Raw genomic sequence first — 13,221 nt, forward strand, 5'->3', positions numbered from 1 at the left:
TTATGTCTCCAATAGAATGCAGTTGATATATGAATTTTTAAGCGTTCAGCGATTTTCGGTAGGGTGTAACCTTCGACCATTAGTTCAATGTATTTTATCCACTTTTCAGGGTAGCGAGACCCTGAAAATGGTGTATTCGTCATATCGTTGAAGGACTTTCCGCAATCATTACACAGATAGCGTTGTCTTGAACGATATTTACCGTTTCTTTTTACAGATGTACTTCCACAATGAACGCACCCTAAACCAGAAGCAAATCGGGCTTCACGAATGCTTTTGAGTAGTTTATTAATCTTATCTGGTTCGTCTGGAAATAAATCCTGTTTCATAGCATTAAATAAAGCCATTTGCTCTGATTTGGTTAGTTCGCTGAACTCTTCATATACATCTTTCCACATACTTGAACGCCTCCTTAAACCCCATTTATCAACCCTTTATAAGTATGGTCAAGAAAGCAACAATCTATACGAAAACAGCCATGATTAATGAATGTAATAATTCATTTTTGACTTTTTTAATTAATAAATTAATTATTAATTAAATTTTGAATTATTGTATAATTAAAGAAAGGTTTTTATGCAAAGGAGTTTTTTATATGGAAAATTCATCACTTCATCACATAATAGAAACGATTGTTCTCACATCCAATAATAATATTACAATTACAAATGGCGTAGGCGAAATCTTATATTTCAATCCAAAACATTGGTCTGTTTATGGTGTAAAGCAAGAAGATTGCTTAGGTAAAACAGTTTATGAATTAGAGGCAAAAGGCGTATTTAACCCTTCAATTACAGCATTAGTAATAAAAAAGAAACAACAAGTAGAACTGATGCAGCAAACGCTAACAGGAAAAATCATTATGACTACCGCCTATCCAATATTTGATACTAACAATCAAATACAATTCGTAGTGAGCTATGCTCAAGATCAAACGGAAATAAATAAACTTCATCTACAATATAAAGAGCTAGAGCGACAAATCAAAAATTATCAGCAGGTCGTAAAAGCACTTAGAGAACAAGAAAATGCCCAATATCGTAATAAAAAAATGGAAGAAATCAAACGAACGATTCATCGGGTAGCCAATACAAACGCAACCGTCTTATTATTAGGTGAATCTGGTGTTGGAAAAAGTATGTGGGCAAGAAAAATCCATCAACTAAGTAAAGAAAAAAACGAACCATTCATTGAGGTAAACTGCAGTACTATTCCAGAAAGTTTATTCGAAACGGAGTTTTTTGGCTATGAACCAGGGAGCTTCACTGGGGCACATAAGCATGGGAAAAAGGGTTTAATTGAACAAGCACATCATGGTACATTATTTTTAGATGAGATTGGAGAATTATCGTTATCTTTACAAGTCAAATTATTAAAAGTACTTGTAGAAAAGACGTTTAAAAGAGTTGGCAGTAATACAGATCGAACGAGTCATTTCAGACTGATTACAGCAACGAATCGCCCATTAGAGGAAATGGTCAATAAAGGTGATTTTCGCCTTGATCTTTACTATCGTATCAATGTGATTCCCATTGAAATTCCCCCTTTAAAAAAACGGAAAGAAGACATCATCTTTTTAGTAAGTCATTATCTGTCCATCATGAACAATAAATATCATATGGAGAAAGAGCTTCATAATGAGACTTACGAATACTTAACAGAGTATCATTGGCCAGGAAATGTGCGCGAGCTTGAGAATTTAATAGAAAGACTTGTCTTAACAGTTGATTCTGTCATTATCTACCCAAGTCACCTACCCCAAGCACTCTTTAAAAACAAGCAAATTGAACCAGACCTCATTGACTTACCACTACTAAAGAATAATGAAAGCTTAAAAGAAAGACTAGAAAGAATTGAAAAACATATTCTCTTACATACGTATAAACAATATCCCTCAAGCTATAAAGTAGCTGAATTACTAGGAATTAGCCAAGCATCTGCTGCTAGGAAGCTAAAGAAATATCGCGCAAATAGAGAGCTATAGCTTCTATTTGCTTTTTTACTCATTATTTTCGTGCACCGCTGAATCTAACACGCATGCTACACTTAATAGACTTAAAAAAAAACAGATGCACTGATTACCTAAGTAAAGTAGCCTATCTCTAATTTTCAGATTAGAAATAGGCTACTTCATTTTAATATTGAATTAATGTATATTTCTTCTTACCGCGACGAATAACTGTAAATTGACCCTCTATTTTATCTTGCTCACTCAACTGATAATCAACCTGTTGCATACGATCACCGTTAATGTAGATTGCACCGTTCGTTACGTCTTCTCTCGCTTGTCTTTTAGAAGGCGAAATTTTAGCCTCTACGAGCAAGTCAACAATATTGCCCTCTCCAGTATGTTGATAAGAAGGAACATCCTTAAATCCTTCCTTTACTTCCGCAGCGGTTAACTCTTTAATTTGTCCACTGAATAAGGCTTCAGTAATTTTCAACGCTTGGTTCAATGCTGCTTCACCATGTATTTGTCTCGTCATTTCTTCTGCTAATGCCTTTTGGGCTTTACGTAAATGAGGCTCGTCTTGGACAGCTACTTCCAAAGCTTCGATTTCTTCACGTGATAGGAAGGTGAAGTATTTCAAGTATTTAATAACATCTGCATCTGCCGTATTAATCCAGAACTGATAAAACTCATAAGGTGATGTTTTTTCGGCATCTAGCCAAATGGCTCCACCTTCTGTTTTCCCAAACTTCGTACCGTCAGCTTTTGTCACAAGCGGAATGGTCATACCGTATGCTTTCGCACCTTCTCCAACCATTTTACGGATAAGCTCAAGCCCAGTTGTAATATTTCCCCACTGATCACTGCCGCCAATTTGAATTTTACATTGATGATTTTCATAAAGATGCTTAAAGTCCATCCCTTGTAAAATCGTATAAGTGAATTCCGTAAAAGAAATGCCTGATTCTAATCTTTTAGCTATCGTATCCTTAGCTAACATATAGTTAACCCCAATATGTTTACCGTAATCCCTGAGGAAAGTGACAATATTCATACTCGATGTCCAGTCGTAATTATTGACTAACGTCGCTCCATTATCTCCTTCAAAATCAAAAATACGTTCTAATTGCTGTGATAAAGAAGCAACATTTTCTTGTACTTTCTCAATCGTTTGCAGTGTTCTTTCTTCTGTCGCCTTGGGATCACCAATTAACCCTGTTGCCCCCCCTACTAACACAATCGGACGATGCCCAGCATTTTGAAACCTCCTCAATGTTAAGAAGGGTAATAAATGACCAATATGCATACTATCACCAGTCGGATCCATCCCACAATATAAGGAAATCTTTTCTTTTTCTAAAAGATCCTTCATCCCCTCTTCATCTGTTTGTTGATAAATAATGCCTCTCCACTGTAAATCTTCTAATAAATTCATTCACTTTTCCTCCTTTATTTCATAAAAGATAAACTATTATCCAAAAAAAAATACGCCCCTGCTTATTGCAGGGACGCATTTCTTTGCGCGGTACCACCCAGTTTGAGAACACCCTTATTCTCCACTCTTCACTGATAACGGAAATACCGTTTACTACTACTAGATATATTCATTCGCAGTAAAAGCTCCGGGAGGTATTTCGCACTTCTATTTGTATCGACTCACAGCAAACCGTCGACTTTCTGAAAACAGGGATAGAATGACTACTTATGACCCATCAACGCTAATATTAAATTGAATCGTAATAATGCATTTTTATCATAAAAGAATAACCAATGTCAATATGACGTTTTTTTCAACTTTTTTTTATCATAATAGGAAAAATATGAATTTTGTACTTTATGACGAACCTTGTCATATTACCTGTTAGGTTATGCTATAATGTATTTGATTTTAGGAGGGATGAACGAATGAATGAAACCTTCAGCAAGATAATAGAAAAAGCAAAAGCCGCGTTCGGTTTTTTAACTCATAATAAAACCAAAAAAGGCGCACGTATTACATATCAAGTTATATGGAACTTATTATTAATACTTGCCATTACCGTTATTTTAGGTGGGGCATTTGCAGGTGCCACAGGTATTGGCTATTTTGCTTCTCTTGTTAAAGATGAACCCCTTCGTTCTTATGAAAATATGCAAAAAGATATCTATAATTATGAGGAAACCTCAAAATTATATTTCGCTGGTGATGTATATTTAGGGAATGTAAGAACGGACCTTGAAAGAGAAGAAGTGAAGCTAGAAAATGTTTCACCATATTTGAGAGATGCTGTTATTGCCACAGAGGATGAGTACTTTTATGAGCACGAAGGTGTGGTACCAAAAGCTATCCTACGTGCACTGTTTCAAGAAGTAACTAACGCCTCTACTCAATCTGGAGGAAGTACATTAACTCAGCAACTGATAAAAAACCAGATCTTAACAAACGAAGTTTCTTTTGATCGAAAAGCAAAAGAAATCTTACTCGCATTAAGGTTAGAGAATTATTTCGATAAAGAGGACATTCTTGAAGCTTATTTAAATGTCTCTACTTTTGGCCGCAATGCGGAAGGTAGAAATATCGCTGGCGTTCAGGCTGCTGCCCAAGGTTTATTTGGTGTTGATGCTAAAGATGTGTCTATTCCGCAAGCAGCTTTCATTGCTGGTATGCCTCAGTCACCTTTTGGTTATACACCATTCCAACAAGGTGGTGGCTTGAAGGATGAGGAGTCTCTACAACCAGGCATTGATCGTATGAAAGTCGTACTTAAGAGAATGTACGATGATGAAAGAATTACTGAAAAAGAATATAAAGAAGCTAGTGAGTATGATATTGTTGCTGACTTTAGAAAACCGAAAAATGATGATGCGATTGAAAAATACCCTTATTTAACTTATGAAATTCAAGACCGTGCCAAAGAACTTTTAGCATCCATCTTAGCAGAACAAGATGGATATGAAGAAGCTGATTTAACTGGTGACCTTAAAAACGAATATCTTATTTTAGCTGATCGAGCATTAAGACAGAATGGTTATCATGTCCACTCAACTATTGATAAAGATATTTATGAAGCTTGGCAAAAAGTTGTTAAAGATTATCCTAACTACGGGCCTGCCAAAAGTGCAACCTATGTAATCGATGGTGAAGAAAAAGAAGTAATGGAACCAGTGGAGGTTGGGGGGCAACTTATTGAAAACAGTACAGGGAAAATTCTGAGCTTTGTTGGTGGTCGTGGCAAGGGTGTATCCTTAAATGAAGACCTTAACCATGCAACCGATACTTTAAGACCAAACGGCTCAACCATGAAACCATTACTTGTATATGGTCCTGCATTCGAACTTGGTGCAGCACAACCAGGAAGTATTCTTCCCGATGTGCCACTGCGCTTAAATCCTGGTTCAAGTGACTATTGGCCAAAAAACTATTCTTTTACCTACCATGGTTTAGTTTCAGCAAGGTATGCCGTTGAACAATCTTATAACGTACCAGCCGTTAAACTTTATACCGATATTTTGAGCCAAAATCCGGCACAATATCTTGAAAAGATGGGTATAACCACATTAACCGCAGAAGATAAAACGAATAGATCAGCTGCATTAGGTTCATTAACAAATGGTGTTTCCGTTGAGGAAAATACGAATGCATTTACAACATTTGCTAATAACGGTAAATTCGTAGATGCTTATATGATTGATAAGATTACTGATAAGGAAGGCAATGTCATCTACGAACATGAAACGAAGGAAGTAGAAGTCTTTACTCCACAAACAGCATACTTAACAATAGATGTAATGCGTGGGGTTATTAATAGTGGGACAGCCACTGCTGTTAAAAACCGTTTAAAATTTAGTGCCGATTGGGCAGGAAAAACAGGGACAGGTAATAACTTTGAAGATGCTTGGTTTGTCGCGTCTAACCCAAATGTAACCGCTGGTCTATGGAGTGGCTACGATACGCCTAAGTCTCTAAAAGCAAGTGGTAGTTTATCTTATAGCGCACGTAATAATTACTTATGGGCTGATTTGATGAACGCTGCTTATGATGTAAATCCTGAACTCATGAAGCCAGATAAAACCTTTAAACGACCTGATGGTATAGTCAGTCGCTCATTCTGTGCAATTAGTGGTTTAATCCCTTCTCAAGCTTGCTCTGAAGCAGGACTTGTTGATACTGACATCTTTAATGCAAAATACGTTCCGTCTAAATCAGATGATAGTCTTGGAACTGGTAGAATTGTCCATATAGGGGATAAAAAGTATTTGGCACTTGAATCCACACCAGCGGAATTTTCTGATCCTGGTATGGTCATAGATGCCGATTATATTGAAAAACTATTTGGCATTAGAGCGAATCCAAGTGACTTATTACCGAAAAGGGATAAATGGGCTAAAGTACTCGTTGCAGCCGATAAAATGAGTGAAAATGGCAAAAAGCCAGCTGCACCAAATGCTAAAGCATTAGGTAACTCCATTACTTGGGGGCAACATCCTGAAAATGACGTCATTGGTTATCGTGTATATAAAGACGGTAAAAAAGTAGCCAGTGTCAAAGCCGGTAACTCCTTAGGCTATAAAGGTGGCAATGGTCAATACCATGTTACAGCAGTTGATATTGCCGGTAATGAATCTTCTCCTTCAAGCAAAGTCCAAGTTGGAAAAGTGAAGGAAGAAGAGAAGCCACAACAAGAAGAAAAAGCAAAAGAAAACGAGCCTAAAGAGGAACAAACAGATAAGGAAACAGAAACGGATAGCAAACCAGAAGAAAAACCGGAAGAGGAAAAGCCTCAAGGTGAAACAGAAAATCCTCCTGCGGAAGAAGATCAACCGGATACGAGTGATGAAGAATAGCAGGAATCTGGTCATTTCATTTTTTAAAATAAAAGAGATGTCATTCGCACAAAATTAAACGCCTGGTGTAAATTCCGTTTGATTAGAATTAATTGGTGATAGTCTAAAATCAAAGCTGAAGAATACGAAAAGAGCAAGATAATCGGGCATGTAAGAAAGAATTTATAGAAAAAAACACAATGACATTTGTTACTACCCTAAAATAACTAAACAAAGTAAATCATTCTCGAAGTGGTACTACTAAAGTTTACCAGTTGTTTAATATCCCCTTAAAGTAGATATTCAAAAAAGCCTTCATCTTACCATGAAGGAAGAATGCTACTTGGAGGGGATTTTTTTATTGCAAAGAAAGGATAAAGTTTTAATAGATATTCATAGGAGAGTTTTCACATAACACCGGGTAAAAGATATATGAATAGGTCTAAAAGTTAAAGGGTTGGCAAATGAATTAGGGATTCGTTACTGCAGCCATCAAAAATGTGGGTTATGAAATGGAAAGAGAGAGTACCTTTTGATGTACGGAAAGGATTCTAAAATCTTTTAAGAGGAGTGTAATAGCAGTTAAGTAGAATTTTTTCTTCTTCATATCAATTAAAAATCAAACTACATTACATCTTATCTTTTCTAAACAAATTTCTACTTATTCAATTTTTTGTATTAAATATTTAACGAAAATAGTCTAGAAAACCGGCACCATAAATCAATTTATGATCCATTCAAATTCATATAGTTATCAACTGGAATTTGGGGAAATTTATAAATTGCCTAAAGTAGCGAAAAAAACTTAGTAAGAATATTTCCGAAGTGTTAGGAGAAAATACTGAAAGAATTAATCTTAGGAGGGATAATATGACGAATGCCAAACCAGACAACCGTTCAGATAATGTGAGAAAAATTCAAAATACTATTGACAATACTCTTCAGAATATTAATGAAGCTGAGGACTACACTAAAGCTCACTCAGAAGAGTTGAGTACCCAAGAAAAAAATGAAATAGTGAATAAAAATGAAAGACGGAGAAAAAGTATCGACGGTTTACGCTCAGAAATTAAAGATGAAGCTTCGCATAATGAATATAATAATGATTTAAATTAATTTCTAAATACTAATTAAAATTGTGAAGCAATTGTATTTGATGTTTATACTTCTAACAAAATTGCTGACAATTGACTGCCGACCTTGAAAATAACATACATGTAAGGGGCCATTGCTCTATATTCTATAGGGCTGTGGCCATTTTATTTTGCATTCTATTGTGGTTATAAAAAAGAGGCTAGATTAATTTATCAAATTTTTACGTATATGCAAATAATAATTCCCACTTTTAAACATCATCCATTAAAACAAGGAAAACATTCATTATAGCTATTAACCACCCTTTTATGTATAGATAGCATAAAATGTTATTTTCCTAAAAAACTTTCCTCAAATACTAAAAAACGAGTCAATAAGAGAGGAATCTCCTATCATTGACCCGTCATTTCAAAATACCCAAAAATCTTTCTTACTACTCTATCTATTTGACTTGTGTATGGTTGTAAGATCAGTCTTCCATTGTAGATAAGTCGCCCGTAGGTAAATCTAATTCCCAAGCCTTTAATACACGGCGCATGATTTTACCACTACGTGTTTTTGGTAGTTTGTCGCGGAATTCGATTTCACGAGGTGCAGCGTGTGCAGCTAACCCCTTTTTAACGAATTGACGAATATCTTCTTTCAGTTCATCTGTTGCTTCATAGCCATCGATTAGCGCAATAAAGGCTTTAATAATCTCGCCACGGACCGGGTCCGGTTTTCCTATGACACCAGCTTCAGCAACAGCTGGATGTTCGATGAGCTTACTTTCTACCTCAAATGGTCCTACCCGTTCGCCGGACGTCATAATTACATCATCGACTCTTCCTTGGAACCAAAAATAGCCATCTTCATCCATATAAGCGGAATCACCTGAGACATACCAATCACCTGGCATAAAGTAAGAATCATATTTTTCTTTATTATTCCAAATCGTGTGCATCATAGATGGCCACCCTTTTTTTATGGCCAGATTACCCATGCGATTTGGTGGTAGTTCATTCCCTTGGTCATCGACAATGGCTGCTTTCACCCCTGGAATTGGTTTACCCATGGAGCCAGGTTTAATTTCTAGGCATGGGTAGTTACAAATGAGTTGAGCACCCGTTTCAGTCATCCACCACGTATCATGAATACGCTTATTGAATACTTTCACTCCCCATCTCACAACTTCAGGATTCAATGGCTCACCTACACTTAACACATGTCGTAGAGTGCTTAAGTTGAACTTCTTCACTACTTCATCCCCAGCGCCCATTAACATACGAAAAGCTGTTGGTGCACTATACCAAACCGTAACACCATAATCTTCAATCGCCTGGTACCATGTTTCTGGGCTAAATCTGCCTCCGACAATAAGGTTAGAGGTTCCTGTCAACCAAGGTCCGAAAATACCATAAGAAGTTCCTGTTACCCAACCTGGGTCAGCCGTGCACCAATAAACATCATCTTCTTTTAAGTCCAATACCCATTTTGCTGTTTGATAATGTTGAATCATTGCATTGTGAACGTGCAGCACACCTTTTGGTTTACCAGTGGAACCGGAAGTATAATGTAAAATTAGACCCTCTGTCGGTTCTACCCATTCAATTTCTAATTCTTTACTAGCCTTTTGCATATATTTACGGAAATCTAATAATTTTCCATTTTCTTCTACATTCTCACCAACAACAAAAATATGTTTTAAGTTTGGTAATTTATCAGCGGGTACACGATCTAAAAGTTCAGGAGTCGTAATAAGGACTTTTGCTTCGCTATCCTCTAAACGGTCTGTTACTGCTCCCTCCATAAAGGCTTCAAATAGTGGTCCGACTATGGCACCTAGCTTGATTGCGCCAAGAACTGAGAAGTAAAGTTCTGGTGACCGTCCCATAAAAACAAATACGCGATCACCTTTTTCAACGTCTCCATGTGCTTTTAGTACATTAGCCGCTTGGTTTGAAAAGTCCTTCATCTCTTTAAAGGTATACTTTTCTTTATTCTCACCTTCACGATAATAGAGCGCTACCTTGTTTTTCTTATCACTTTCAGCATGGCGGTCAATGGCTTCGTACGCCAAATTCATTTTTCCTGTTTCGTACCAAGAAAATTGCTTTTTCGCTTCTGTCCAATCAAAACTATTATACGCTTCCTCATAATTTTTTAAATTATGGTTACCTTGTATTGCTGGCAGCGCTTCCAATTTCATGTTTATTTATCCCCCTTTAAACTTGTTTAAACTATTATAATATAAATACTTTTTTTTCACAATTTTTTAAATTATAAGGCAGTAAATTATCTATAAAGACTTATTAAACTGTAAGTTAAGAACGGATAACCATTAAAAGTTGATACCTTCTGTGTTATTGATACGATTTTTCCAAACACGGATAGATGAGTAAAGGGGATTTCCGCGTACATCTAAAGGGAAATGGGCAAGGATAGCTGAGCTACAGGGATTTGCTCTTACAACTGAAGTGGTATTTCCATTGAAATTTTTATATAATCTACATATTATTTTAAATTGTCATTAAATTGATGTTTTTTATATGAAAGCGCTTCAGTAGTTTATGTATAATAGATAGAAAGATTACTTGTTTTAGGCGGTGAATGAATTGCAGCATCTGAAAACGTATAATGCGATGAAATTGAATACGGCAAACGGAGAATTAATCATTGAAGGACCGATTTCTGCCGATGTTCTAAAAACCTATGACTTTCATCATGATCTTGTTGCTTTCAGACCTCCAGAGCAACAGAGGAAGGCTTTAATTGAGATTGCTGGATTACCTGAAGGAAGAATCATTATTGCTAGATTTAGAGATACGATCGTAGGCTATGCGACTTATTTATATCCAGACCCGTTAGAAAGATGGTCAGAAGGGAAAATGAATAATCTCATCGAACTAGGGGCAATAGAAGTGATTCCTGCCTTTCGTGGAACGGGTACAGGAAAAAGTATCTTACGCGTATCAATGATGGATGATGCGATGGAAGATTATATTGTTATTACTACCGAATATTATTGGCATTGGGACTTAAAAGGAACTGGTTTAAACGTATGGGAGTACCGCAAAATCATGGAAAAGATGATGAATGCCGGGGGACTTGTTTGGTTTGCTACCGATGATCCAGAAATCAGCTCCCATCCTGCTAATTGTCTAATGGCCCGGATTGGTAATCGGGTAAGCACAGATTCCATTCAACAGTTCGATAAACTTCGATTTATGAATCGCTTTATGTATTAGTTTTTCTTAAAAAGGGGGATTTTAAATGATTGTTGAAGAAATGATGAAGAAGGAAATCTTTACACTTACGGAAAATCACCTCATTGCTGATGCACTCCAACTCATGCGTGATCAAAAAATCCGCCATTTGCCCATTATCGATGAAGCCAATCACCTAATCGGCTTAGTAACAGATCGAGATATACGAGATGCGACGCCTTCTATACTAGATACAGTTCAATTAAAAGAAGGCCTCTCACAACCAATTAAACGAATTATGAAGACGGATATTATTTCTGGACACCCATTAGACTTTGTAGAAGATATCGCTGCGACTCTTTACGAGCACCGCATCGGTTGTATGCCCATTCTCAACGAAAACCAATTAGTCGGCATTGTGACTCAGACAGACCTCCTTCATACTTATGTAGAATTAACAGGTGCCCATCAGCCAGGGTCACAAATCGAAGTAAGAGTGCCTAATCGTACAGGTAAGCTATTTGAAGTTACCTCCGTATTTCGTAATTTAAAAGCCAATATTCTTAGTGTCCTCGTCTATCCAGATAAAGAGGATAGTAATTATAAAATTATAGTCCTTAGAGTCCAAACAATGAATCCGCTTTCTCTTGTAGACAAATTACGTGAGGAAGGACATTCTGTACTCTGGCCTATAGATCCAAGGAAGTGAACATCATGGACCGTTCTGTTTTTTTATATTCTGATGCATTACTTAACTATCGCTTTAATGCTGAGCACCCTTTTAATCAGCAACGCCTAAAATTAACTTTAGATTTACTACAATCTATCCATGCGATAAAAGACACACACATGATTGCACCTAGAATAGCAACAGAAGAAGAATTATTACTCATTCATGATCCAGGTTATGTTCGTGCTGTAAAGTTAGCAGGTAATAATGAGCTTCCAAAAGAGCAGGCAGAGAGTTACGGGCTTGGAACCGAGGATACCCCTATTTTCCCTCAAATGCACGAGGCCAGTAGCTTACTTGTTGGAGGCGCATTGACTGCTGCTGATTATGTCATGCAAGGGAAGGCAGAACACGCCCTTCATTTAGGCGGGGGACTTCATCATGGCTTTAGAGGTAAGGCATCTGGATTTTGTATCTATAATGACAGCTCAGTAGCAATCAAATATTTACGAGAAAAATATAATGCTCGTGTCCTTTATATTGATACGGATGCTCATCATGGTGATGGTGTACAATGGGCGTTTTATGATGACCCAAATGTATGTACATTATCTATCCATGAAACCGGTAGATACTTATTTCCCGGAACAGGGAATATTAACGAAAGAGGTCATAGTCATGGATATGGCTATTCTTTTAATATACCTTTAGACGCTTTTACAGAGGATGATTCGTGGCTACATGCATACGAAACGTCCTTTAAAGAAGTAGCAGCGTTTTTTAAACCAGATATTATTTTCACCCAAAATGGTGCTGATGCGCATTACTTTGATCCGTTAACACATCTTTCGGCAACAATGAGAATATATAAAGAAATACCAAGGCTTGCTCACCAACTTGCTCATCAATATTGTGAGGGAAGATGGATAGCCGTTGGTGGGGGCGGATATGATATCTGGCGGGTAGTTCCGAGAGCTTGGTCACTTATTTGGTTAGAAATGATTGAAAATTCAAGCGGTACAGGACCATTACCTTCTGATTGGATTGAAAAGTGGCAAAAGGAATCTCCATTTAAGCTGCCACAAACTTGGGAAGATTCACCGGATATATATAATCCCATTCCAAGAAAAAATGAAATCACTGAAAAAAACGCTAAAACGGTGGAAAAAGCGCTTTATCCCATAAGAGGGAAAAATGAATGAAAATGAAGTAAGGCGCAAAGTTTTGGGACAGAAGTTATTAAGTAATGATAAAGGTTATGTAACATAACTAACATCACCTATTGATCTATGAGCTAAATTATCAATATAGAAAGCTGAACTATTGTAGCATGTTCCCGATGTGTGAGCTTGTCTAATCATAGTTCGGCTTTTTTGATTGAGTTGCTGCAAACCTTTTGTCCTAACCTCTTCTCTTTTGTGAAGAAGTAGCTAAACATTGTAACAGAGTGTAAGCAGCTTGCTGGGCGCTGACAGTAAGAAACACATATTATGATTCGCATTCTTTTATATTTACTG

At 36.8% G+C, this 13,221-nt stretch carries 9 protein-coding genes and 1 other annotated feature; of the genes, 6 read left to right on the plus strand and 3 right to left on the minus strand.

What is annotated here, in order from left to right; genetic code table 11:
- Window positions 1–398 (minus strand): transposase (locus LCM23_RS21695; RefSeq protein ID WP_455738029.1); only part of this gene is annotated, 398 nt, incomplete at its 3' end.
- Window positions 399–595: 197 nt separating this feature from the next.
- Here LCM23_RS21695 and LCM23_RS21700 point away from each other — a divergent pair.
- Complete coding sequence (locus tag LCM23_RS21700) at window positions 596–1,984, plus strand: sigma-54 interaction domain-containing protein (protein WP_224938754.1); 1,389 nt, start codon at window positions 596–598, stop codon at window positions 1,982–1,984.
- A 151-nt stretch (window positions 1,985–2,135) separates the two neighbouring features.
- On the opposite strand, the gene tyrS is transcribed toward LCM23_RS21700, so the two are convergent.
- On the minus strand, window positions 2,136–3,386 hold the full coding sequence (tyrS, locus tag LCM23_RS21705; protein WP_224938755.1) for a tyrosine--tRNA ligase: 1,251 nt from the start codon (window positions 3,384–3,386) through the stop codon (window positions 2,136–2,138).
- A gap of 66 nt (window positions 3,387–3,452) precedes the next feature.
- Window positions 3,453–3,676, minus strand: a binding site (T-box leader).
- A gap of 180 nt (window positions 3,677–3,856) precedes the next feature.
- Between tyrS and LCM23_RS21710 the strand changes: the two genes are divergently transcribed.
- Both LCM23_RS21710 and tlp read left to right on the plus strand, forming a co-directional pair.
- Complete coding sequence (locus tag LCM23_RS21710; RefSeq protein WP_224938756.1) at window positions 3,857–6,775, plus strand: transglycosylase domain-containing protein; 2,919 nt, start codon at window positions 3,857–3,859, stop codon at window positions 6,773–6,775.
- 849 nt (window positions 6,776–7,624) lie between these two features.
- A complete protein-coding gene (tlp, locus tag LCM23_RS21715) occupies window positions 7,625–7,870 on the plus strand; it encodes a small acid-soluble spore protein Tlp (RefSeq protein WP_224938757.1) in 246 nt (81 codons plus the stop codon).
- A 448-nt stretch (window positions 7,871–8,318) separates the two neighbouring features.
- On the opposite strand, the gene acsA is transcribed toward tlp, so the two are convergent.
- Window positions 8,319–10,037, minus strand: coding sequence for an acetate--CoA ligase (acsA, locus tag LCM23_RS21720; protein WP_224938758.1), 1,719 nt, complete (start codon window positions 10,035–10,037; stop codon window positions 8,319–8,321).
- Between the two features lie 406 nt (window positions 10,038–10,443).
- Between acsA and LCM23_RS21725 the strand changes: the two genes are divergently transcribed.
- The 3 genes from LCM23_RS21725 to LCM23_RS21735 are packed head-to-tail and all read left to right on the plus strand — an operon-like array spanning window position 10,444 to window position 12,906.
- The gene (locus LCM23_RS21725) at window positions 10,444–11,076 is read left to right on the plus strand and encodes a GNAT family N-acetyltransferase (RefSeq protein ID WP_095372243.1); all 633 of its coding nucleotides are present in this window, start codon (window positions 10,444–10,446) and stop codon (window positions 11,074–11,076) included.
- A 25-nt stretch (window positions 11,077–11,101) separates the two neighbouring features.
- Complete coding sequence (locus tag LCM23_RS21730; protein ID WP_224938759.1) at window positions 11,102–11,743, plus strand: acetoin utilization AcuB family protein; 642 nt, start codon at window positions 11,102–11,104, stop codon at window positions 11,741–11,743.
- Window positions 11,744–11,748: 5 nt separating this feature from the next.
- Window positions 11,749–12,906 carry an acetoin utilization protein AcuC gene (locus tag LCM23_RS21735; RefSeq protein WP_224938760.1) on the plus strand — a complete coding sequence of 386 codons (1,158 nt, stop codon included), beginning with the start codon at window positions 11,749–11,751 and terminating at the stop codon, window positions 12,904–12,906.
- Window positions 12,907–13,221: the final 315 nt, after the last annotated feature.

It is taken from the genome of Cytobacillus kochii (genome assembly GCF_020171845.1).
In the GTDB taxonomy this organism is placed as follows: Bacteria; Bacillota; Bacilli; order Bacillales; family Cytobacillaceae; genus Cytobacillus; species Cytobacillus kochii.

Bases quoted from the DNA above. Each gene is read 5' to 3' on its own strand.
- LCM23_RS21700 (WP_224938754.1), top strand. From the start codon at position 596: ATGGAAAATTCATCACTTCATCACATAATAGAAACGATTGTTCTCACA.
- tyrS (WP_224938755.1), bottom strand. From the start codon at position 3,386: ATGAATTTATTAGAAGATTTACAGTGGAGAGGCATTATTTATCAACAA.
- tlp (WP_224938757.1), top strand. From the start codon at position 7,625: ATGACGAATGCCAAACCAGACAACCGTTCAGATAATGTGAGAAAAATT.
- LCM23_RS21735 (WP_224938760.1), top strand. From the start codon at position 11,749: ATGGACCGTTCTGTTTTTTTATATTCTGATGCATTACTTAACTATCGC.
- acsA (WP_224938758.1), bottom strand. From the start codon at position 10,037: ATGAAATTGGAAGCGCTGCCAGCAATACAAGGTAACCATAATTTAAAA.
- LCM23_RS21730 (WP_224938759.1), top strand. From the start codon at position 11,102: ATGATTGTTGAAGAAATGATGAAGAAGGAAATCTTTACACTTACGGAA.
- LCM23_RS21710 (WP_224938756.1), top strand. From the start codon at position 3,857: ATGAATGAAACCTTCAGCAAGATAATAGAAAAAGCAAAAGCCGCGTTC.